This window comes from Amycolatopsis sp. NPDC004169 (assembly GCF_040610315.1).
GTDB lineage: Bacteria > Actinomycetota > Actinomycetes > Mycobacteriales > Pseudonocardiaceae > Amycolatopsis.
Map to the genome: position 1 here is coordinate 157,563 of NZ_JBEXMD010000006.1, position 25,192 is coordinate 182,754.

Consider the following 25,192-nt stretch of genomic DNA (forward strand, 5'->3'; position numbering starts at 1 on the left):
GAGCGGCGGGAGGCGCTCGGGCGCCGGGCCCGAGTGCGGCCGGAGGCGAGCTTGTCGCCCGGCCGCGTCGCCCGGCGACGGCGCCGCGCTTCCTGAACCCCCGCTCCGCCCGGCCGGCGCACCCCTCCGGCCACCCAGCCATTCCGACTTGCGTGTGAGGAACGAAAGCATGACCACCTCGAGGAAGAGCCGCATCGATGCGTTGCCCGCCGAGCTGCGGGAGACGCTCAAGCGCCGACTGGCCGGGCGGGCGGAGCGGTCCGATGTCATCGGCCGGGCGTCGCGGGAGGCGGCCCTGCCTCTCTCCTTCGCGCAGCAGCGGCTGTGGTTCCTCGACGAGTTCCGGCCGGGGGATGCCGAATACAACAGCGCCGTCGCGCTGCGGCTGACCGGGCCGCTGGACACCGGCGCGCTCACCGGGGCGCTGCAGCAGCTCATCAGCCGGCACGAGGCCCTGCGCACCACCATCGACGATGCCGGTGGCACCCCGGTGCAGGTCGTGCACCCCGCGCCGGACATCCCGGTGCGGGTCGTCGACCTCGCCGCCGATCCCGCGCTGCGGCCCGGCGATCTCGACGAGGTCCTCGAAGCGGAGTACGGCCGGGCCTTCGACCTGCGCCGCGGGCCGCTGGTGCGGCTGCTGCTGGTGCGGGTCGACGCGGAACACCACGTCCTGCTCGTCACCGCCCACCACGTCGTCACCGACGGGGAGTCGATGGGCATCCTCGTCGGCGAGCTCGGCACGCTCTACGCGGCCGCCGTCCGCGGGGAGGCCGCCGCCCTGCCCGAACCGGCCGTGCAGTACGCGGATTTCGCCGTGTGGCAGCGGAACCGGCTCACCGGGCCTGCCCTCGACCGGCACCTCGCCTACTGGACCACGCAGCTGGCCGGCGTCGAACCCCTCGACCTGCCGTCCGACCGGCCGCGGCCCGCGGTGCGCACCACCGCCGGTGCCGTGCACCACTTCCGCGTCCCGGCCGAGGCCGCCGCCGGACTGGCCGAGCTGGCCCGCGTCCACGACACCACGCTCTACACCGTGCTGGTCGCCGCCTGCCAGGTGCTCTTCGCCCGCTACACCGGCCGCACCGACATCGCCGTCGGCACCGTCGTCTCCGGCCGGAACCGGCCCGAGCTGCAGCGGACCGTCGGGTTCTTCGTCGACACCGTCGTCATCAGGTCCACTGTGGACCGAAGAACGCCGTTCACCGCCTTCCTCGACGCCGTCCGCACGACCGTGCTGGAGTCCTTCGAGCACGCCGAAGCGCCGTTCGAGAAGCTCGTCGAAGCCCTGCGCCTCGACCGCGACGCCAGCCGCACGCCGCTGTTCGACGCGATGGTCCTGCTGCACGGCAGCCAGGGCGGGCCCGCCGACTTCGGCGGGCTGACCGCCGAGCCGGTCGAGGTGGCCCGCCGCGCCGCCAACTTCGACCTGACCGTCGAATTCCAGCCCGCCGCGGACGCGCTCGAAGGCTCGCTGGAGTACAACACCGACCTGTTCGACACGCGGACCGCCGTCGCGCTCGGCGAGCACCTCACCGTGCTGCTCACCGCGATCGCCGCCGACGCCCGCCGCCCGGTCGGCGAGCTGCCGCTGCTCACCGCCGGGGAAGAACGCCGGCTGCGCACCGAGTGGAACGACACCGCGCTCGACGTCCCCGCGGCCACCGTCACCGAGCTGTTCGAGTCGCAGGCCCAGCGCAGCCCGGACGAGACCGCGCTCGTCGCCGGCGAAGTTGCGCTGAGCTTCGCCGAGCTGAACGCGCTCGCCAACCGCCTGGCCCGTCACCTCGTGACGCTGGGCGCCGGCCCCGAGCGGGTCGTGGCGCTCGCCCTCCCGCGCACCGCCGAGGCGATCATCGCCTTCCTCGCCGTGCTGAAGGCCGGTGCGGTGTACCTGCCGATCGACCCGGCGCTGCCCGCCGACCGGAAAGAGCTGCTGCTGCGCGACTCCGGGGCGGAACTGGTCCTCGGCCCGGCGGACATCGCCGCGGCGGACCCGGACCACTCGGCCGCCGACCTCACCGACGCCGACCGGATCGCGCCGCTGCGGCCGGACAACACCGCCTACGTCATCTACACCTCCGGGTCGACCGGCCGCCCGAAGGGCGTGGCGGTCCCGCACCGCAACCTCACCAACCTGCTCTTCAACCACCGCAACGACTTCGCTCCGCCCGGGCGGCGGCTGCGGGTCGCCCTGACCGCCACCCTGTCGTTCGACACGTCCCTGGAGGGGCCGCTGCTCATGGCCGACGGCCACGAGCTGCACCTGGTCGGCGACGACGTCCGGCTCGACGCCCACGCGCTCGTCGACCACATCGCCGAGCGCCGGATCGACTTCCTCGACCTCACCCCGACCTACCTGCGCCGCCTGATCCCCGCCGGGCTGCTGACCGACCCGCGGCACCGGCCGAAGATCCTCATGCTCGGCGGCGAGGCACTGGACGACACGCTGTGGCGCGACCTCGCCGCCGCCGAAGTCACCGTGGCGCACAACTTCTACGGCCCCACCGAGTACACAGTGGACGCCGTGTCGTGCCGGGTCGGCGAGACGGCCCGGCCGGTGCTGGGCCGCCCGCTGGCCAACACCCGCGCCCACGTCGTCGACCAGGACCTGCGGCCGGTGCCCGCCGGCGTGCCCGGCGAGCTGTGCCTCGCCGGGGCCCAGCTCGCCCGCGGCTACCTCGGCCGGCCGGGCCGGACCGCCGGCAGCTTCGTCGCGAACCCCTTCGGCGCGCCGGGCGAGCGGATGTACCGCACCGGCGACCGGGTCCGCTGGACCGCCGACGGGCAGCTGGAGTACCTGGGCCGGCTCGACGACCAGGTGAAGATCCGCGGTTTCCGCGTCGAACCGGGCGAGGTCGAGGCCGCGCTGGTCCGCTTGCCCGGCGTCACCGCGGCCGTCGTCGTGGCCCACCGGCCCGACGGCGGGCACGCCCGGCTGGTCGCCTACGTCGTCGGGGAAGCCACCCCGGACGGGCTGCGGACCGCCCTGCGGGCCACCCTGCCGGACTACCTGGTGCCCTCGGCGTTCGTCCCGGTCGACGCGATCCCGCTGACCCCGCAGGGCAAGGTCGACCGCCGCGCCCTCCCGGCGCCTGACGTCCCGGCCGGCGGCGGCCCGGCCTACGTCCCCGCGCGGACCGCGATCGAACACCAGCTGGTGGCGATCTGGTCCGAGGTGCTCGGCAACGACCGCATCGGCGTCGAGGACAACTTCTTCGGCCTCGGCGGCGACTCGATCCTGTCCATCCAGGTGGTCGCCCAGGCCCGCCAGGCAGGCCTGCGGCTGACCTCGCGGGACATCTTCCTGCACCAGACCATCGCCGGGCTCGCGACCGCGGTGCAGACGGCCGCGGTGCACGCCCCGGCCGCCGGGCCGGTCGCCGGCCCCGCGCCGCTCACCCCGATCCAGCACTGGTTCTTCGCCACCCACGGGCCGCTGGCCCACTTCACCATGTCGCAGCTGCTGGAGCTGCCCGCCGACGTCGACCAGCAGGCGTTGCGGACCGCCCTCGACGCGGTCGTCGCGCACCACGACGCCCTGCGCACCCGGTTCTTCACCGTCGACGGCCGGTGGCGGCAGGAGGTCACGCCCACGGCGCCGACCGGCGTCCTGCGGATCCGGGACCTCTCCTCGCTCGGCGACGCCGGGCAGCGCGCCGGCGTCGAAGCCGCGGCCGCGCAGGTCCGCGCCGGCCTCGACCTGACCACCGGCACCCTCGCCGGGGCCGCGCTGCTGCTGCGCGGCACCCGCCCGCCGCTGCTGTTCCTGGCCGTGCACCACCTGGTCGCCGACGGCGTGTCCCTGCGGCTGCTGCTCGGCGACCTCGAAACCGCCTACGGCCAGGTCGTGGCCGGTGCTCCGGTCCGGCTCGCGGCCACCGCCACGCCGTTCACCCAGTGGGCGCACCTGCTGGAGCAGCACGTCCGCGCGGGCGGTTTCGACGACGACCTCGAGCACTGGACGCGGGTGGCCCGCCGGGTCCCGGCGGCGCTGGCCGCCGACCGCACCGGCGCGGGCACCACCGGCTCGACCCGCACCCTGACCGTCACCCTCGGCGCCGAAGACACCGACGCGCTGCTGCACCGCGTTCCCGCGGCCTACCGCACCCAGGTCAACGACGTGCTGCTGAGCGCGCTCGGGCGCGCGCTGGCCGACCGCACGGGGGACGACGGCGTCCTGGTCGCGCTGGAAGGGCACGGCCGCGAGGACGTCCTCGACGGTGTCGACCTCTCGCGCACGGCCGGCTGGTTCACCACGCAGTTCCCGGTGGCGCTCGACCTGCCGCCGTCGGGGGACTGGGGTGCCACCCTCAAGGCGGTCAAGGAACAGCTGCGGGCCGTCCCGCGCCGCGGCCTGAGCTACGAGGCCCTGCGCTACCTCGGCGAGCCCGGCGCGCCGGGCCACGCGCTGCAGGCGTTCCCGCTGCCGCAGATCTGCTTCAACTACCACGGCCGCTGGGACGCCCAGGCCGGCGCGGCCAGCCTGTTCCGGGGACGGCACGACAGCCCGGGCGCCGACATCGCCCCCGGCGAGGCGAGCACCTACCAGCTGGACGTGACCGGCGTCGTCGAAGCCGGCGCGCTGTCGCTCACCTGGTCCTACTCCGACCAGGTCAACGACGAAACCACGGTCCGCGAGCTGGCCGAGGCGATGCTGACGGCGCTGCGCGAGATCGTCGCCCACTGCGCGCACCCGGGCAGCGGCGGCCGCACGCCGTCGGACTTCCCGCTGGCCCGCCTCGACCAGGCCGGGGTGGACCGCCTGGTCGGCGACGGCCGGGACGTCGACGACGTCTACCCGCTGACGCCGCTGCAGGCGGGCATGCTGTTCCACAGCCTGCTGGACGCCGGGAACACCGACGCCTACGTCGACCAGGCCCGGATGCTCCTGGACGGCGTCCGCGACCCGGACGCGTTCGCGGTCGCCTGGCAGCAGGTCGCCGACCGCACCCCGGTGCTGCGCACCGAACTGGTCTGGGAGGGTGTCGAAGAACCACTGCAGCTCGTGCGGCACCGGGCGGTCGTCCCGGTCGCCCGCCACGACTGGCGTGGCCTGTCCGAGGCCGAGCAGGCCGAACAGCTGGAGCGGCTTTCGGCCGAGGACGCGGCCACCGGCCTGGACCTCACCACCGCGCCGCTGATGCGGCTCGCGATCGTCGCGCTCACCCACGACCGCGTGCTGCTGATGTGGACCTCGCACCACATCGTGCTCGACGGCTGGAGCCTGGCCCAGCTCTTCACCGAGGTGTGCGAGCAGTACGCCGCCCTCACCGAGCACCGGGTCCCGCGGGTGCCCGCCCACCGGCCCTTCCGCGACTACCTCGGCTGGCTCGCCGCCCAGGACCTCGCCGCGGCCGAAGACCACTGGCGCAGCGTGCTTTCCGGTTTCGCCGCTCCGACCCCGCTGCCGTGGGACCGGCCGCCGGCCAGCGCGCACCGGACCCGCTCGTCGCGGACGATCCGGGTGGCACTGTCCACGGGGGACACCGACCGGCTGCGGGAGGTGGCCCGGCGGCACGGCCTGACCGTCAACACCCTCGTGCAGGGCGCGTGGGCGCTGCTGCTGGCCCACTCCAGCGGCGAGTCCGACGTCGTGTTCGGCACCACCGTGTCCGGCCGCCCCGACGACCTGCCGGGCGTGGAAACCATGATCGGGATGTTCATCAACACCGTCCCGACGCGCGTGCAGGTCGACACGGCAGAGGCGCTGCTGCCGTGGCTGCGGCGGCTGCAAGACGAGCAGAACCAGGCCCGCCGCCACGACTTCCTCGCGCTCGGCAGGCTGCGCGCCCTCAGCGCCGTCCCGGCCGGGGAGAACCTGTTCGACAGCATGGTCGCGTTCGAGAACTACCCGTTCGACGAGAACGCCGCCGCCCAGGCGGGGGTCACCCTGCGGGAGGTGACCGCGCTCGACGCCACCACGTTCCCGGTCACCCTGCGCGCCTACGTCGATCGCCGCCTCGGCTTCGAGCTGGGCACCGACCCGGCGCTGTTCGACGAGGACACCGCCGCCGCGCTGGCCGCCCGGCTGGAGACCCTGCTGCTCGGGCTGGCCGAAAACCCGGACCGCCCGATCGCCCGGCTGCCCTGGCTGTCCACAGAGGACCGCGCGCGGCTGGTCGCGGCGCCTCCGGTGTCGCTGCCCGCGCCGACCATCACCGAGCTGTTCGCCGCCCAGGTGGCCGCGCGCCCGGACGCGGTCGCGCTCACCGCCGATGGCACCGGGCTCACCTACGCGGAGCTGAACGCGCGGGCGAACCGCCTGGCCCACCGGCTGATCGCGCTCGGCGCCGGGCCCGAACGGTTCGTCGCGCTGCGCCTGCCGCGCTCACCCGAGCAGGTCGTCGCCGTGCTCGCCGTGCTCAAGGCCGGGGCCGCCTACCTGCCGATCGACCCGGCCACCCCGGACGGACGCGTCGAGCGGATGCTCGCCGACACCGATCCCGTCGCCGTCCTCGGCCCCGAAGACGTCGACGTGCCCACCGGCCCGGACACCGATCCGCCGCTGCGCTGCACCCCGGACCACCCGGCCTACGTCATCTACACCTCGGGTTCCACCGGGCTGCCCAAGGGCGTGGTGATCCCGCACCGCAACGTCACCCGCCTGTTCGCCGCCACCGCGCGCTTCGGCTTCGGCTCCGGCGACGTCTGGACGCTGTTCCACTCCTACGCCTTCGACTTCTCCGTGTGGGAGATCTGGGGCCCGCTGCTGCACGGCGGCCGGCTCGTCGTCGTGCCGCACGCGGTGTCCCGCTCGCCGCGGGAGTTCCTGCGCCTGCTGGCCGAAGAGCGCGTCACCGTGCTCAACCAGACGCCGTCGGCGTTCTACCAGCTCGTCCGGGCCGACGAGGACGACCCCGGCGCCCAGCTTGCGCTGCGGTATGTGGTCTTCGGCGGCGAGGCACTGGACACGCGCCGGCTCGCCGGCTGGTTCGCCCGCCACGGCGACCGCGCGCCGCGGCTGGTGAACATGTACGGCATCACCGAAACCACCGTGCACGTCACCGAGTTCGATCTTGAGTCCGATGGAGACAGTCCTGGTGGCATCGGCACCGTGCTGCCCGACCTGGCCGGGTACGTCCTCGACACCGACCTGAACCCGGTCCCGGCCGGGGTGCCCGGCGAGCTGTACGTGGCCGGCGACGGCCTGGCGCGCGGCTACCTGGGCCGTCCCGGGCTGACCGCGGCCCGGTTCGTCGCCGATCCCTTCGGCCCGCCCGGCTCCCGGATGTACCGGTCGGGTGACCGGGTGTCCCGCACGCGCGACGGCGGCCTGCGCTACCACGGCCGCGCCGACCAGCAGGTCAAGATCCGCGGCTTCCGGATCGAACCGGGCGAGATCGAGGCCGGCCTGCTCGCCCTGCCGGACGTCGGCTCGGCGGCGGTGCTGGCCCGCGAGGACGAACCCGGCCGCAAGCGGCTGGTCGCCTACGTCGTCCCGGCCGGCCCGGACGCCCCGCCGAGCCCGGCCCGGCTGCGCGAGCACCTGGGCCGGTCGCTGCCGGAGTACATGGTGCCTTCGGCGTTCGTCCTGCTCGACGAGCTCCCGTTGACCCGCAACGGCAAGCTCGACCAGCGGGCGCTGCCGGCACCCGCCGCGACGGAGGCCGGGAGCTTCGCCGAGCCGCGCACCGAGACCGAGCGGACGGTCGCGGCGGTACTGGCCGCCACCCTCGGCCTGGACCGCGTCGGGGCCGACGGCCACTTCTTCGAGCTGGGCGGGGACTCCATCCTCAGCATCCGGTTCACCTCGGCGCTGCGCGAGGCGTTCGGCGTCGACGTGTCCCCGCGGACGGTGTTCGACCACCCGACGGTGGCCGCGCTGGCCGCCGCGCTGCCGTCCGCGTCCGCGACCGCGCGGCCCGCGGCGATCACCCCGGTGGCCCGCGACGGCGAGCTGCCGCTGTCGTTCGGCCAGCAGCGCCTGTGGTTCCTCGACGACTTCGCCCCCGGCAGCACCGACCACGTCACGGTCTTCGGCGTGCGGCTGCACGGCGACCTGCGCCCGGACGCGCTCGCCAGGGCGCTCACCACGCTGATCGCCCGGCACGAGTCGCTGCGCACCACGTTCCCGGCCGTCGACGGCCGTCCCCGCCAGGTCGTGGGGGAGCCGTGGCAGCTTGCGCTGCCGGTCACCGGGGTTTCCGGCCCGGAGGAGCTGCGGCGGCTGCTGGCCGAGGACCTCGCGCGGCCGTTCGACCTGGCCCGCGGCCCGCTGCTCCGGGCGCGGCTGGTCCGCCTGGCCCCGGACGAGCACGCGCTGGTGCTGGCCCTGCACCACATCATCACCGACGGCTGGTCGATGGGCGTCCTGGTCGGCGAACTGGCCACCCTCTACGGCGACGAACGGGCCGAGCTGCCCGCGTTGCCGATCCAGTACGCCGACTTCGCCGCCTGGCAGCGGGAGCGCCTGACCGGCGACTTCCTGGCCGCACAGCTCGGCTTCTGGCGCCGCGAACTCGACGGCCTGCGCCCGCTGGACCTGCCCACCGACCGCCCGCGCCCGGCCACCCGGACGTCGAACGGCGCCGAACACGAGTTCACCCTCGGCGCGGAAGCCCTCGCGGGCCTGCGCCGGCTGAGCCACGACCGGGACACCACGCTGTTCACGGCCCTGGTCGCGGCCTGCCAGCTCGTGCTGCGCCGCTGGTCGGCCCAGGACGACGTCGCGGTCGGCACGGTCACCTCGGGCCGCGACCAGGCGGGCGTCCAGGACCTGGTCGGCCTCTTCGTCAACACCGTCGTCCTCCGGTCCCGGGTGGACGGCCGCCGGGGCTTCGGCGAGCTGCTCGGCGCGGTCCGCCGGACCGTCCTGGACGCCTTCGCCCACCAAGACGTGCCGTTCGAGCGGATCGTCGACGAGCTGAGCCCCGACCGCGACCCCAGCCGCACCCCGCTGTTCGAGGTCATGGTCACGCTGCAGAACGCCGGCACCCACCTGCCCGCGCTCGCCGGGCTCACCGCGACCGAGCTGGCGCTGCCGATGACGACCGCCGGGTTCGACCTCAGCGTCGAGTTCGAGGAACGCGCGGACGGCCTGCGGGGCCTGCTGAACTACAACACGGACCTGTTCGACGCGGCCACCGTGCAGCGGTTCGCCGAGCACCTCACGGTCCTGCTCACCGCCGTCGTGGCCGACCCGGACCGGCCCGTCGACACCCTGCCGCTGCCCGCGGCCGAACACGACCGGGTCGTCACGGCGTGGAACGCCACCGAGCGGCCGGAGCCTGCCGCAGGAGTCGTCGGGCTGTTCGAGGCGCAGGCCGCCCGGACCCCGCACGCGACCGCGGTGGTCTCCGGCGGCACGACCCTGACCTTCGCCGAGCTGAACACGCGGGCCAACCGGATCGCCCGCGTCCTGATCGGCCGCGGTGCCGGGCCCGAGCGCCTGGTCGCCGTCGCCCTGCCGCGCTCGGCCGAACAGGTCGTCACCCTGCTCGCCGTCCTCAAGGCCGGCGCCGGCTACCTGCCCCTGGACCCGGAGCTGCCCGCCCGGCGGCGGGACGCGCTGCTGGCCGACGCCCGGCCCGTCCTCGTGCTCACCGAACCGGTGGTGGCCGCGGACGGAACCGACGCGAACCTCCGCACCCCGATCACCCCGGACCAGGTCGCCTACGCGATCTACACCTCCGGCTCCACCGGAACGCCGAAGGGCGTCCTCGTCACCCACCGCGCGCTCGCGAACTTCGCCGTCGACCACGCCGACCGGTTCACCGCCGCGGCCGGGAAGGACCGGTTGCGGGTCGCGCTGACCGCCGCGTTCACCTTCGACGCGTCCTGGGAAGCCGTGCTGCTGGCGCTCACCGCCGGGCACGAACTGCACGTGATCGGCGCCGACACCCGGCTCGACCCGGCCCTGCTCGCCCGGTACGTCACCGAGCACCGGATCGACCTGGTCAACTCGACACCGTCGTTCGTCCGGCACCTGCTGGACACCGGGTTCGGCGACCACGGGCCGTCGGTGCTGCTGCTCGGCGGCGAAGCCGTCGGCGAGGCACTGTGGCGCGACCTGAGCGACCACGACGGCGTCACGGCGTTCAACCTCTACGGCCCGACCGAGTGCACGGTCGACGCGGCCCTCTGCCGGATCGGGGAGACCGCGCGCGAAGTGATCGGCCGCCCGCTCGGGAACGTGCGGGCCTACGTCCTCGACGACCGGCTGCGCCCGGCCCCGATCGGCGTGCCGGGCGAGCTGTACCTGGCCGGCGTCCAGCTGGCCCGCGGCTACCTGAACCGGCCCGGGCTGACGGCGGATCGCTTCCGCGCCAACCCGTTCGGGCCGCCCGGCAGCCGCATGTACACCACCGGCGACCGCGCCCGCTGGACCGCCGAAGGGCACCTGGAGTACCTCGGCCGCGCCGACGACCAGGTCAAGATCCGCGGCTTCCGCATAGAGCCCGGCGAGGTCGAGGCGGCCCTGCGCGCCCTGCCGGAAGTCGCCGACACGGTGGTCGTCGCCCGGGACGGCCGCCTGGTCGCCTACGTCGTCCCCGGTGCCGCGGCGGATCCGATGCGGCTGCGGACCGCGCTGAAGGAAACCCTGCCCGACCACCTGGTGCCGTCGGTGTTCGTGCCCCTGGACCGGCTGCCGCTGGCCACCAGCGGCAAGGTGGACCGCCGGGCGCTGCCCGCGCCCGCCGCCCACCCGGCGCCCGCCGAGGGCCGGACCGCGCCGCGGACCGGCACCGAACGGCTGCTCGCGGAGATCTGGGCGGACGTCCTCGGCATCGAAGAGCCGGGTACCGACGACAACTTCTTCGCACTCGGCGGGGACTCCATCCTCAGCATCCAGGTCGTCTCCCGCGCCCGGCGCCGCGGCCTGCGGCTGACCTCCCGTGACGTCTTCCGCCACCAGAGCATCGCCGAACTCGCGCTCGTCGCCGCGGAGCCGTCCGCCGAACCCGAAGCCGCCTTCACCGGCTCGGCGCCCCTCACGCCGATCCAGCGGTGGTTCTTCGAAACCGGCGGCCACGACCACTTCACGATGTCCACGCTCGCCGAGCTCGACAGGTGCGTCTCGATCCCCGCACTCGAAACCGCGTTGGGTGCGGTGCTGGCCCGCCACGACGCCCTGCGCACCCGGTTCACCGGCGACGGACGGCAGGAGTTCCGGCCCGGCGCCGCACTCCCGGCCCTGCGGCGGGTGTCCGAAATGGACACTGTGGACATCGCCGCGGTCGCGGCCGAAGCCCGTGCCACGCTGAAGGTCGGGGACGGCCCGCTCGTCGCCCCCGTGCTGATCACCACCCCCGGACAGCCGCCCCGGCTGTTGCTGGTGGTGCACCACCTGGTGATCGACGGCGTGTCCTGGCGGATCCTGCTGGACGAGCTCGAGACCGCCTACCGGCAGGTGGCCGCCGGGCAGCCGGTCGACCTCGGCCCGGCCCCGGCGAGCTTCCTGCGCTGGGCGGACCGCCTCGCCGGGCACAGCTTCGCCGCCGAACTGCCGTACTGGACCGAAGCGCTCGACGGCGTCGACCCCGCCCTGCCGGTGGACGCGGCCGGGGAGAACACCGCGGGAAGCGCCCGCACGGTGACCGTCGGCCTGGACGCCGAGACCACCGACGCCCTGCTGCACCAGGTGCCGGAGGTCTACCGCACGCAGGTCAACGACGTCCTGCTCAGCGCGCTCGGCCGGGTGCTGGCCCGGTGGACCGGCCGAGACCGCGTGCTGATCTCCCTGGAAGGCCACGGCCGCGAGGAGATCTTCGACGACCTCGACCTCTCGCGCACGGTCGGCTGGTTCACCGCCGAGTACCCGGTCGCGCTCACCCTCCCCGCGAGCGAAGACTGGGGACCGACCCTGAAGGCCGTCAAGGAGCAGCTGCGGGCCGTCCCCGGCAAGGGTCTCGGCTACGGATCGCTGCGACGGCACGACGACCCGGTGCCGCAGATCTCCCTGAACTACCACGGCCAGTGGACCACCGGCGGTGACGCCGAGGGGCTGTACCGCGGCTTCGGCGGCGACCTCGGCGCCGACATCGACCCCGAGCGGCCGCGCACGGCTTTGCTCGACGTGGTGGGCATCGTCGACGGCGGCCGGCTCGAACTGGCCTGGACCTACGCGCCCGGCGTCCACCACGAGCACACCGTGCGCGGGCTCGCCGAGCAGGTCCTCACGGCGCTGCGCGAGATCGCCGCCCACTGCGCCACCCCGGGCGCCGGCGGCCGCACGCCGTCGGACTTCCCGCTGGCCGGCCTCGACCAGGCAGGAGTGGACGCGCTGGTCGGCGACGGCGGCGCGGTCGAGGACGTCTACCCGCTCACCCCGCTGCAGGCCGGGATGGTGTTCCACACCCTGGTCGACGCCGGCTCCCCGGCCTACTTCGAGCAGGTCCGGATCCGGCTCGCCGGCGTCACCGACCCGGTCGCCCTCGCGGCGGCGTGGCAGCGGGTCGTGGACCGGACGCCGGTGCTGCGCACGCGGCTCGTCTGGACCGGTGTCGAAGAACCCGTGCAGGTGGTGGCCCGCACCGCCACCCTGCCGGTCGTGCACCACGACTGGCGCGACCTCGGCCACGCGGAGCGGGAAGCCGCACTGGCGGAGGCACTGGCGGCAGACCGGGCCGTCCCGTTCGACCTGACCCGGACGCCGCTGACCCGCCTGACGATCGCGGCCCGGCCCGGCGACGAGGTCGACCTGATCTGGACCTCGCACCACGTCCTGTTCGACGGCTGGAGCTCGGCGCAGGTCTTCGCCGAGGCCTGCGAGGAGTACGCCGCCGCGACCGCGGGTGTCCGGCCCGCACTCCTCGCCCGGCGCCCGTACCGGGACTACCTCGGCTGGCTCGCCGGCCGCGACCAGGCCGCCGCCGACCGGTTCTGGCGGGACACCCTGGCCGGCTTCGACGCACCGACCGCGTTGCCCTACGACCGCCCGCCGTCCGAAGCCCACCAGTCCCGGTCCACCGATTCGGTCCGGCTCGAGCTGCCGCCGGCCGCGACGCTGCGGCTGCGCGAGTTCGCCCGGAACCACGGCCTCACCGTCAACACCGTGGTGCAGGGCGGCTGGGCGCTGCTGCTGGCCATGCTCTCCGGCGACCGGGACGTCGTCTTCGGCACCACGGTGTCCGGCCGCCCGGCGGACCTGCCCGGGGTCGAGACGATGATCGGGCTGTTCATCAACACCGTCCCCACCCGCGTCCGCGTGGACGGCGGCCAGCCGGTCGCGCGGTGGCTCCGGCGGCTGCAGGCGGCCCAGAGCGAGGCCCGCGACCACGACTTCGTCTCGCTGGCCCGGCTGCGCCCGCTCAGCGACGTCCCCGCGGGGCAGAACCTGTTCGACAGCATGGTCGTGTTCGAGAACTACCCGATCAGCGAGCCCGCCACCGCGGGGGCGCCCCGGGTCGTCGAGGTCTCCTCGGCCGACGCCACGAACTTCCCGCTGTGCCTGCGGGCGTCCCTGGACGACGGTCTCGTGCTCGACCTCGCCTACGACCCGGCGCTGTTCGACGCCGTCACCACGGCGGCCGTGGCGGACCGGCTGGTCCACCTGCTCGACGCCGTCACCGCGGACCCGGACCGGCCGCTGGCCCGGGTGCCGTGGACCGGCACCGCCGAACGCGCCCGCGTGCTGGCCGACGCCCACGGCCCGGGTGCCGCGGGCGTGCCGTCGACGGTGCCCGCGCTGTTCGCCGACCGGGTGCGGCGGCACCCGGACGACCCGGCCGTGCTCGCCGTCGACCGGACGCTGACCTACGCCGGGCTCGACGAGCGGGCGAACCACCTGGCCGGGCGGCTGGCCGGGCTCGGCGTCGCCGTCGAGGACCGGATCGGGCTGCTGCTCGAACCGTCGGTGGACCACGTCGTCGCCGAGCTCGCCGTGCTCAAGGCCGGCGCGGCCTACGTGCCGCTGGACACCCGGGCACCGCACGAGCGGCTGCGGGCCGTGCTCGCCGAAGCGGGCGTGTCGGTCGTGGTGGCCGGCGACACCTGGGTGGCGACCGCCGAAGCCGTCCACAGTGGACCGGTGCTGACCGTCGGCGAGCAGCGGTCCGCCACCGCGCCCGACCCGGTCGTGGACCCGGAGAACCTGGCCTACGTCATGTACACCTCCGGCTCCACCGGCGTGCCCAAGGGTGTCGCGGTGCGCCACCGCGACATCACCGCGCTGGCCCAGGACGGCCGGTTCGCCGGCGGCGCGCACACCCGGGTGCTCGCGCACTCGCCGCTGGCTTTCGACGCCTCCACCTACGAGCTGTGGGTCCCGCTGCTCACCGGCGGCGCGACGGTGCTGCCCGGCACGCCGGACCTGACCGTGGAGGCGTTGCGGCGCGCGGTGTCCGCGCACGGCGTGACGGCCGCGTGGCTGACCGCCGGCCTCTTCCGGCTGCTCGCCCAGGACGCCCCGGACGGCCTGCGCGGCCTGCGCGAGGTGTGGACCGGCGGCGACGTCGTCCCGCCCGCCGTGGTGCGGGCGGTTCAGGCCGCGTGCCCGGGTCTCGTCGTGGTCGACGGCTACGGCCCCACCGAGACGACCACCTTTGCGACTTCGTACCGGATGGCCGGGGAGGCCGTGCCCGAGCCGGTGCCGATCGGGCGACCGCTGGACGGCATGCGCGCGTACGTGCTCGACGCGGAGCTGCGTCCGTTGCCCGCCGGGGCACCCGGCGAGCTGTGCCTGGCCGGCGCCGGACTGGCGCGCGGCTACCTCGGCCGGCCCGGCCTGACCGCGGAGCGGTTCGTGCCCGACCCGTTCGGCGCGCCGGGGGAGCGGATGTACCGCACCGGCGACGTCGTCCGGCGCGGACCCGACGGCGAGCTCGTGTTCCTCGGCCGGTCCGACGACCAGGTCAAGCTGCGCGGGTTCCGGATCGAGCCGGCCGAGGTCGAGGCCGTGCTGGCCGCGCACCCGGCGGTCGCCCAGGCGGTCGCGAGCGTCCACCGGGATCCCTCGGGCACCCGGCGCCTGATCGCGCACGTCGTCCTCGAGCGGCCCGCCGATCCCGGCGAGCTGCGCGGGCACGCGGCCGCGTCCCTGCCGGAGTACATGGTGCCCGCCGTGGTGCTGGTGCTGCCCGCCCTTCCGTTGAACCGCAACGGGAAGGTCGACCGCCGGGCGCTGCCCGCTCCGGACGGCCCGCTCGCCTCGCAACGGCCGTACGCCGAGCCGGCCACGGCGACCGAGCGCGCGGTCGCCCGGATCTGGGCACGGCTGCTCGGCGTCGAGCGGGTCGGTGCCCAGGACAACTTCTTCGAACTGGGCGGCGATTCGATCCTCAGCATCCGCCTGGTGTCCCGGCTGCTGGCCGAATGCGGTGTCTCGCTGTCGCCGCGGGCGGTCTTCGCCCACCCGACGGTCGCCCGGCTCGCCGCCGCGGTCGAAACCGTCGGCGCCACCGACCGGGATCCCATCCCGGCCGTGCCGCGCGACGGCGAGCTGCCGCAGTCCTTCGCGCAGCAGCGGCTGTGGTTCCTCGACGAGTTCGAGCCGGGCGGCACCGAGTACGTCACCAGCTCGGCCGTGCGCCTGCGCGGCGAACTGGACGTCGACGCGCTGGCCGGGGCGTTCACCGCGCTGGTCGAGCGGCACGAGCCGCTGCGCACGACGTTCGGCTCGGCCGACGGCCACGGCGTCCAGTTCGTGCACCCGCCGTCGCCGGTGCCGCTGCCGGTCGTCGACGCCGGCGAGGAGGAGCTCGACGACCTCCTGCGCGCCGACGGCGAGCAGCCCTTCGACCTCAGAGAAGGGCCGCTGCTGCGGGCGAAGCTGATCCGGCTCGCCCCGCGGGAGCACGTGCTCACCGTGGCGGTGCACCACATCGTCACCGACGGCTGGTCGAACGGCCTGATCGCCGAGGAGGTCGGCGCGTGCTACGCGGCGGCGTTGCGCGGCGAACCGGCGGACCTGCCGCCGCTGCCGGTGCAGTACGCGGACTTCGCGGCCTGGCAGCGCGGCCGCCTCGCCGAGCGGGTCCTGGCCGGCCAGACCGAGTACTGGACCGAGCGCCTGCGCGACCTCACCCCGCTGGAGCTGCCCACCGACCGGCCCCGGCCGCCGGTGCGCACCACCCGCGGCGCGACCCGCGAGATCGTCGTCCCTGCCGCGGTGACCGCGCGGCTCGAGCAGGTGAGCCGGCAGCGCGAGACGACCCTGTTCAGCACGCTCGTCGCGGCCTGCCAGGTGCTGCTGGGCCGCTGGGCGGGGCAGGACGACGTCGCCGTCGGCACGGTCACCTCCGGCCGGGAGCGCCCGGAGCTCGAAGGCCTGGTCGGGTTCTTCGTCAACACGCTGGTGCTGCGCTCGCGGGTCCGCCCGGACCTGGCGTTCACGGCGTTCCTGGACGAGGTCGCGGCCGGGGTGCGCGCGGCCTTCGACCACCAGGACCTGCCGTTCGACCGGGTGGTCGACGCCGTCCAGCCCGGCCGCGACCCGAGCCGCACGCCGTTGTTCCAGGTGATGGTGGTGCTGCAGAACAGCCCCCGCGAGACGACCCGGCTCCCCGGCCTGGAAACCGAGGAGATCGCCCAGACCGCGACGGCGGCGAACTTCGACCTCACGCTGGAGTTCCAGCCGGACGGGGACGTGCTGCGGGCGGCGCTGACCTACAACACGGACCTGTTCGACGCGGCCACGATCGACCGCCTGGCCGCCCACCTGGGCGTGCTGCTCGCGGGCGTCGCGGACGACCCGGGCCGTCCGGTGTCGCGGCTGCCGCTGCTCGGCGCGGCCGAACGCGAGCAGGTCGTGGAAACGTGGAACGACACGGCGGTCGCGGTCGAGCCGCGCACCCTGCCGGAGCTGGTGTCGGCCCGCGCGCGGCGGACACCGGACGCGCCGGCGGTGATCGCGGGCGAGACGCTCACCTACGCCGAGCTGGAGGCCCGCGCGGCCCGGCTGGCGCGGCTGCTCGCCGAGCGAGGCATCGGCCCGGAGCGGATCGTGGCGCTGGCGCTGCCGCGCTCGGTGGAGCTCGTGGTGGCGCAGCTGGCGGTGTGGCGGGCCGGCGGGGCGTTCGTCCCGGTCGACCCGACCTACCCGATCGAGCGCATCACGTTCATGCTGTCGGACGCCCGGCCGGTACTGGTCCTCACGCTGGAGGGCCTGGCCCCGCCGGTGCCGGACGGCGTGGAAGTGCTCACGCTGGACGACCCGCGGTTGTTCGAAGGCGAGGCCGCCTCACCGGTCGCCGTGCGGCCGGAGCACCCCGCCTACGTCATCTACACCTCCGGCTCCACCGGCCGGCCCAAGGGCGTGGTCGTCACCCACGCCGGGCTGGCCTCCTTCGCCGCGGCCGAAGCCGAGCACCTGCAGGTCACCGAAGGCGACCGCGTCCTGGCCTACTCCTCGCCGAGCTTCGACGCCTCCATCCTCGAACTCTGCCTGGCCCTGCCTTCGGGTGCCGCGCTCGTCGTCGTCCCGCCGGAACCGCTGCTCGGCGAACCCCTGGCCGAGTTCCTGGCCGGCCACCGGATCACCCACACCCTGATCCCGCCCGCGGCGCTCGCCACCGTGCCGGCCACCGACCTGCCGGACCTGCGCACGCTGGTCGTCGGCGGGGACGCCTGTCCGCCCGAGCTCGTCGACCGGTGGGCCCCCGGACGGCGGATGATCAACGCCTACGGCCCCACCGAATCGACGATCGTCGCGACCTGGAGCGACCCCCTCGCACCGGGCACGCCACCGCCGATCGGCCGTCCCATCCCGAACACCCGCGGCTACGTGCTCGACGCCGCGCTCCAGCCCGTGCCGATCGGGGTGGCGGGCGAGCTGTACGTCGCCGGGCCGAGCCTGGCCCGCGGCTACCTCGACCGGCCCGGCCTGACCGCCGACCGGTTCACCGCCAACCCGTTCGGTGCGCCGGGGGAGCGGATGTACCGCACCGGCGACGTCGTCCGGTGGACCGCCGCCGGGCAGCTCGAATTCACCGGCCGGGCCGACGACCAGGTCAAGGTCCGCGGCTTCCGCATCGAACTCGGCGAAGCCGAGGCGGCACTGACCCGCCACCCCGGCGTGGCCGCCGCGGTGGCCGCGGTCCAGCAGGACGGCTCCGGCCACAAACGCCTGGTCGCCTGCTACGTCACCGAACCCGGGACGGACCCGGTCGGCGCCGGCGAGCTGCGTGAATTCCTCGCCCGCTCCCTGCCCGCCCACCTGGTGCCCTCGGCCCTGCAGGAGCTGGCCGCCCTGCCGATCGGCCCGAGCGGCAAGGTCGACCGCCGTTCGCTGCCCGTGGTGGCCGCCGCGACCGAACCCGCCGCCCGGCACGTCGAGCCGTCGACCCCGGCCGAGCGCGTGCTCTGCGACATCTGGGCCCAGGTCCTCGGCCTGGACCGGGTCGGCACCGCCGACAACTTCTTCGAGCTGGGCGGCGATTCCATCCTCAGCATGCAGGTCGTGTCCCGGGCCCGGCAGGCCGGGCTCCAGCTGTCCACCAAGGACATCTTCCTGCACCAGACGGTCGCCGCGCTGGCACCGGAAGCCGGCGCGGTGGCCGAAACCGCCGAGCCGGACGGCCCGGTCGTCGGGCCGGTGCCGCTGACCCCGATCCAGGACTGGTTCTTCGCCACCCACACCGTCAACCCGCACCACTTCAACCAGTCGATGCTGGTCGAGCTGGCCGACGGCTTCGACGCCGGGGCGCTGCGCACGGCGCTGGCCGCGGTGTGGACCCACCACGACGCCCTGCGGATGCGGTTCGAACGGACCGAAGAGGGCTGGCAGCAGCACAACGCCGACGTCGAGCCGCTGCCGCAGCTGCGGCACGAGGACCTCACCGCCGTGCCCGACTCCGACCGGACGGCCGCACTGGAGCGGATCGCCGACACGGTCCACGCCGGGTTCGACCTCACCCGGGGTCCGCTGCTCGCGGCGGTGCTGGTGACGGCCGATCCGGGCTGGCGGCCGCGGCTGTTCCTGGCCGCGCACCACGTCGTGGTCGACGCCGTCTCCTGGCGCATCCTGCTCGACGACCTCGACACCGCCTACCGCCAGGCCGCCCGGGACCTCCCGGTCGACCTCGGCCCGCGCACGACGTCGTTCCGGGACTGGGCGCACCGCCTGCGCGAGCACGTCCGCGCCGGTGGCTTCGACGACGAACTGGCGTACTGGACCGGCCTGCCCGCGGCGGGCGCACTGCCGGTGGACCACGACGGCGGCGCCACCGGCACGGCCGAGGTCACCGTGGTGCTCGACGCGAGCGACACCGACGCCCTGCTGCGCTCGGCACCCGCGGCCTACCGCACGCGCGTCAACGACGTCCTGCTCACCGCGCTGGCCTGGGCGCTGGCCCGCTGGACCGGCCGCCCGGACGCGGCGATCGCGCTGGAGGGCCACGGCCGGGAGGACGTGCTCGACGGCGTCGACCTCACCCGGACCGTCGGCTGGTTCACCACGCTGTTCCCGGTGGCACTGTCCACAGCGGACGGTGTGGGGGCGGACCCGGACTGGCGGGCGCTCGTCAAGTCCGTCCGCAAGCAGCTGCGGGCCGTGCCGGGCAACGGGTTCGGCTACGGCGCCCTCCGCCACCTCGGCGACCCGGACGTCCGGGCGCGGCTCGCGGGGGCCACCCCGCAGATCTCGTTCAACTACCTCGGCCAGTGGGACGGCTCGGGCGGGGCGTCGACGGCCGAGGGGCTCTACGCCGCCGTCCGCGGTTCGCTCGGCCGCGACCACGACCCGGACGAGCACCACCCGCACCTGCTCGACCTGGTCGGCGCGGTCCAGGACGGCGAGCTGGTGTTCTCGCTCATCTACCAGCCCGGCCGCCACGACCGGAAGACCGCCGAGGCGCTGGTGCGCGACTTCGCGGCCGCGTTGCGGCGCATCGCCGCCGCCGTACTGGCCCCGGCCCGCCGGAAGGAGCGGCGGTGACCGCGCGGCTGTCCCGGAACCGCGACTACCGGCTGCTGTGGGGCAGCCAGGCGCTGTCCGAGGCCGGGTTCAGCGCGTCGATGATCGCGTTGCCGCTGCTGGTGCTGGCGGTGACCGGCTCGCCCGCGCTGTCCGGGCTGGTCCTCGGCGTGGACGCGATGGCCCAGCTGGTCGCCGGGCTGCCCGCGGGCGCGCTGGCGGACCGGTGGGACCGCAAGAAGATCCTGCTCGGCTGCGAAGCGGTGTACGCGGTGGCGGTGGGTAGCCTGGTCGCGGCGATCTGGTGGGACCGCGTCAGCGTGCCCCACCTCGTCGCGGTCGCGGCGGTGATGGGCTGCTGCCGGTCGCTGTTCGGCCCGGCCGAGGGCGCGCTGCTGGCCGGCGTCGTGCCCCCGGCCCAGCTGCCGACGGCGGTGGCGATGAACTCCGCGCGCGGCGCGCTCGGCCAGCTGTCGGGCACCGCGGTCGGCGGGTTCCTCTACGGCCTCGGCCGGGCCGTGCCGTTCGCCTTCGACGTGCTCGTCCACCTGGTTTCGCTGGTCGCGCTGACCTTCGTCCGGGCACCGCGCCGCACGGCCGAGCCCGCCGAGGGCGGCCACCTGGGCAGGGAGATGGCGGAGGGACTGCGCTGGGTGTGGAGCGAGCGGCACGTGCGGGTCACGGTGGCGTGCGCGGTGAGCCTGAACTTCTTCTTCAGCGCGTACTACATCGTCATCATCGTGCTGGCCCGGCAACGCGGCGTCACCTCGGGCGAGATCGGCGTGATGGCCGCGATGCTCGGCGTCGGCGGCGTGGTGGGGTCGCTGATCGCGCCCTACCTGCAGCGGCGGCTGAGCCCGTACGTGTCGATCATGAGCGTGTTCTGGGTGCTGACGCTGCTCACCCCGCTCGCGGCGGTGATCCACGACGGCTACCTGCTGGGCGCGCTGTTCGTCGCGATGGCCCTGCTGCCGCCGACCGCCAACACGACCATCGGGACCTACCAGCTGCTGCTCACCCCCGACCGCCTGCGTGGCCGGCTGACCAGCGTGATGGGCGTGATCGGCGGCGTGTCCGCGGCGACCGGGCCCGCCTTCGGCGGCCTGGTCGTGCAGGCGTTCCCCGGCACCGGCGCCGTCGTGCTGTGCGCGGCCGGGATCGCACTGGTGACGCTGGTCGTCACGATCAGCCCGACGCTGCGCCGGTTCCCCCGCGCCGACACCTTGATGCCCGCACCCGAGCCGACGACCACCGAGGAGAAGACGTCATGACCACCCAGGAATCGTTCGCCTTCGAGGGCATGCTGGCGCGTGCGGCCGAGCTGCGCGACCGCAGCGGCCCGGTGCACCACGACGAGGAAGCGGGCACGTGGCGGGTGCTCGACCACCCGGGCGTCTCCCGGGTGCTGTCCGATCCGGCCGCGTTCTCGTCGGACTTCAGCGGGCTCACGCCGGTCCAGGAGGACTTCGAGACCTTCCGCAAGGGCAACTTCGTCGGGATGGACCCGCCGGACCACCGCAAGCTGCGCACCCTGGTCAGCCAGGCGTTCACCCCGCGGGTGGTGGCGGGCCTGGAGCCGCGGATCCGGGCCATCGCGGGCGAGCTGCTCGACGAGGTGGCCGGGACGTCCCGCTTCGACGTGGTCGACGCGCTGGCGTACCCGCTGCCGATCATCGTGATCGCGGAGCTGCTCGGCGTGCCGGTGGCGGACCGCCCGCTGTTCACCCGCTGGGCCCAGGTCCTGTTCAGCGGCGACCAGCTGGGCGAATCGGCCGACATGGCGGACATCCAGCGCGCGCTGGACGCGATCGCGCCGACGATCCGCGAGATGAACGCCTACATCCTCGACCACATCCGCCACCACCGCGCCCACCCCGGCCCGGGCCTGACGAGCAGGCTGGTGGAGGCGGAGTTCAACGGCGAGCGGCTCGAGGACCAGGAGATCGTCGGGTTCGTCGCGCTGCTGCTGATCGCCGGGCACATCACGACGACGGCGTTGCTGGGGAACGCCGTGCTGACGTTCGACCGGAACCCGGCCGAGGCGGCGGCCCTGCGGAGTGCGCCGGAGCGCCTGCCGGCGGCGCTGGAGGAGGTGCTCCGGATGCTGCCGCCGTTCCCCGAGCTGGGCCGCCGGACGACCCGGGAGGTCGAGCTGGGCGGCCACCGGATCCCGGAGAACGCGATCGTGATGGCGGACCTGGCCTCGGCCAACCGCGACCCGGCGTTGTTCGAGCGGCCGGACGTGTTCGAGCCGGGGCGGAGCCCCAACCCGCACCTGACGTTCGGCCACGGGATCCACTTCTGCTTCGGCGCGCCGCTGGCGCGCCTGGAGGGCCGGATCGCGTTCGAGGTGCTCTTCTCGCGGTACCGGGACCTGGCGGTCGCGCCGGGCGTGCCGGTGGAGTTCCAGAACCCGGCGGTCATCGTGAGCGTCCGGCACCTGGCGCTGGACGTGGAACAGGCCTGATGTTCCGGATGCGCTCTCGCTGGGTAGCCCATGGAGGTGAGGTGAGCAGGTGATGCCTGCTGCGACGAGTGAGAGGTGATCACATGAGCCAGGGCGACGCCCCGGTCGGGCGATCGGTGAAGACGGCGGCGGCCGGCGTACGGGACCTCGCCGCGGAGGCCGCGCGGGTGGGTGCGGCCGCGGCCGCACGGGCGGTCGAAATCACCGACCGGAAGCTGGCCGAAGGCAAGGACGAACTCGCGAAGGTCGGCCGGGCGGCGAGCAAGGACTTCGACAAGAGCACCCGGTCGTCCCGCCGTGACGTGCTGACCCACTCCGGCGCGGCCCGCGACGAGGTCCTCGCCCGCGCGGCGAAGCTGCGCGACCCGGGCCGCAAGGCGGCCCAGGCGGTGGCCACGGTGGTGGGTTCGGCGGGCGAGTCGGGCCGCAGCCGCCGCAAGGCGGTGGCGACGGCCAAGCGCGACCTGGCGGTGGCGCTCCAGGAGGCCAAGAGCGTGGCCCGCGGCGAGCGTTCGAAGCGGGCTCGCTGGCCGTGGTTCCTGGCGCTGGGAGCACTGGCGGCGGCGATCGTGACGGTGACCAAGATCCGGCGGCCGAACCCGCTGGCCGAGGACGCGTCGGCCCAGCCGGAGGCCAAGCCGACCCCGCCTTCGGCTCCGACGACGGCTGCCGCTCCGACGCCGGCTTCGGGCTCGGCCCCGGCTTCGGGCTCGGGCTCGGCTTCGGGCTCGGGCGCGGCTTCTGGCTCGGCTCCGGCTTCGCAGCCGGCGGCCAAGCCGGCTCCGGCCAAGCCGACGCCGGCCGAGAAGCCGGCCCAGCAGGCGGCCAAGGCCGCCGAGGGTGCGAACGGCCGCGCGCCCGCGGGCCGCGGCCAGCAGAAGTCCCACTGAGCCGGACCGGTACCCGCGCCCCGAGGTGATCACGGGGCGCGGGCACCGGCCTGCCAACGGCCGGAACGGGCGACGCCCGGCGGGAGTTCGCGCCGGAAGTGATCGCGGACGCGGCCTCTCCCGGCGGATGGGTGGCGATGCGAGGCTTGCCCGGCGGGTGTTCGGGGCCGGGGTGGCCTGCCCTTGGTTCGAACGGGTGCACGCAGGCTCGGTCTCTCCCCGGCCGAGGGGGCGACGCGAGGCCCGGCCGGCAGGCGTTCGCGCGAGGGTGGCCTACCGCGGTTCCGGCCAGGGCACCCGGATCACCGCGCCCACGGCATCGTGCAGCGCAGGCCGCCAGAAAGCGCTTACAATCGCCTCCGGGCAACCAGGGGAGGCCGTTGATGAGCTGGCAGTTCGCCGTGAGCACGCTGGGCATGCCCAGCCTCCCCGTCCGCGAAGCCGCCCGCACCGCCAAATCCCACCACTGCACCGGCCTCGAACTCCGCGTCCACCCGGACGAAGAAGTCCACTTGGGACTCTCCGCCTCCGCTGCCAAAGCCGTCCGGACCCTCCTCGACGGCGAAAACCTCGCCGTCTCGTGCCTGGCCGGCTACGCCAAAATCACCTCTCCCGGCCACGACCGCCCCGTCGTCGACGAGCTCAAGGCCCTGATCGACCTCGCCCACCGCATCGGCGCCCCGCAGATCCGCGTCTTCCCCGGCGGCGACGGGGACGCCCGGCCCCGCATCGCCGCCGTGCTCGACGACCTGCGAAGCGCCGGTGTCCGGCTGCTCGTCGAAACCCACGACTCGCACCCCACCGGCGCCGCCGCCCTGGACCTCGTCGCCGGGTTCGGCGCACCCGAACTCGCCGCCGTCCTCTGGGATGCGGTGCACCCCTGGCGAGCCGGCGAACCACCGGCCGTCACGAACGAACGGCTCGGCCCCTACCTCGGCTACTTCCAGGTCAAGGACGTCGCCGGCCGCGGAACACCCACGCCGGTGCCGCCGGGGGAGGGCGTCGTCCCGCTCCACGAGTGCGGTGAGCTGTTGCGCTCGTGGTCCGGCTGGGTGTCACTCGAATGGGAGAAAGCCTGGTACCCCGAGCTCCCGCCGGTCGACGTCCCGCTGCGGGCCGCCGCCGCGTGGTTCGCGCGGTACGGTCAGCGGCCGGAGAAGTTCACGTCACTGCAGAAGTAGTACGACTGGTCGAGGTGGCTCGCCTGCCAGATGGTGTAGACGACGTGCCGCCCCGTCCGGGTGCCCGCGTTCACCGCGACCTGGTACTGCCCGGCCGGTGCGTAGCGGCCCGTCTGGGCGACCAGCTCGAGGCTGCCCCAGGTCAGGGGCTGGGTCGCCGGGTCGAAGCCCTGCTTGGTGATGTACACCAGCAGGTAGTCGGCGCCGTGCCGGGCCTGGTCGGTGATGGTCAGGGTGAACCGGTTGTCCTTGTCGGCCGTCTGCCACCCGCCGACCGTGTCCAGGGCGTTGTACCGGGGCGCCTGCGTGCGGCCGCCGCTGCACAGCGTCCCGTCGGGGATCGCGCCCTGGTGGTTGCCCTTCACGCCTTCGCGGTAGAGCCCGTTCCAGTTCCACATCGCGTTCGGGTCGGCCTGCCAGGCCTGCCAGCACATCGGGTCCTTCGTCGCCATCGCGGGGTTCTGGAAGTCGCTGCCCCAGCGGTTCCAGCAGCCGTAGTTGCGCGACGGCGGGTCGGTGGCCGAGCCGTGCGCGGCGGCGACACCGGTGAGCACGCCGCCCAGCAGCACGGCGGTCACCGCCGTCACCACCAGGGAAAGCAGGGTCTTGCGTCGGGGAACCACGCTGTCCTCCTTCGTCGGGGCCGGATGGGGAGCGCTCCCAGCTCGTGCCGGCCCGACCATACGCGGCCGCGGCCGCGCCCGGCCACCTTCCGATCTTCGGAAACCGTTGCGGGACAACACTTTCCGGCACGCAGGCGAACTGAACGAATACTGAACGGCGGAAACCGGCGACGCCGGGGCCGCCCGATCGGGCCTGTCCCCGGAGACGTCCGGTGCACGCGCCGTCCGCCCGCTGC

6 protein-coding genes are annotated in these 25,192 nt (G+C 74.7%); 5 read left to right on the top strand and 1 reads right to left on the bottom strand.

What is annotated here, in order from left to right; all coding sequences use genetic code 11:
- Window positions 1-169: 169 nt before the first annotated feature.
- From ABZX11_RS10470 to ABZX11_RS10490, 5 genes are all read left to right on the top strand, one after another.
- Window positions 170-19,816, top strand: a complete 19,647-nt coding sequence (locus ABZX11_RS10470) for a non-ribosomal peptide synthase/polyketide synthase (RefSeq protein ID WP_354911773.1) — start codon at window positions 170-172, stop codon at window positions 19,814-19,816.
- On the top strand, window positions 19,813-21,066 hold the full coding sequence (locus ABZX11_RS10475; protein ID WP_176176528.1) for an MFS transporter: 1,254 nt from the start codon (window positions 19,813-19,815) through the stop codon (window positions 21,064-21,066). The genes ABZX11_RS10470 and ABZX11_RS10475 overlap by 4 nt, the downstream gene beginning before the upstream one ends.
- Entirely contained in the window at window positions 21,063-22,262 is a 1,200-nt protein-coding gene (locus ABZX11_RS10480; RefSeq protein WP_354911776.1) for a cytochrome P450, read from the top strand. Before ABZX11_RS10475 ends, ABZX11_RS10480 begins: the two co-directional genes overlap by 4 nt.
- 83 nt (window positions 22,263-22,345) lie before the next feature.
- Entirely contained in the window at window positions 22,346-23,152 is an 807-nt protein-coding gene (locus tag ABZX11_RS10485; RefSeq protein WP_354911779.1) for a hypothetical protein, read from the top strand.
- Window positions 23,153-23,535: 383 nt separating this feature from the next.
- A complete protein-coding gene (locus tag ABZX11_RS10490) occupies window positions 23,536-24,333 on the top strand; it encodes a sugar phosphate isomerase/epimerase family protein (protein WP_354911782.1) in 798 nt (265 codons plus the stop codon).
- Here the strand turns inward: ABZX11_RS10490 and ABZX11_RS10495 are convergent.
- On the bottom strand, window positions 24,297-24,956 hold the full coding sequence (locus ABZX11_RS10495) for a lytic polysaccharide monooxygenase (protein WP_354911784.1): 660 nt from the start codon (window positions 24,954-24,956) through the stop codon (window positions 24,297-24,299). The two genes, ABZX11_RS10490 and ABZX11_RS10495, sit on opposite strands and share 37 nt — an antisense overlap.
- Window positions 24,957-25,192 lie beyond the last annotated feature (236 nt).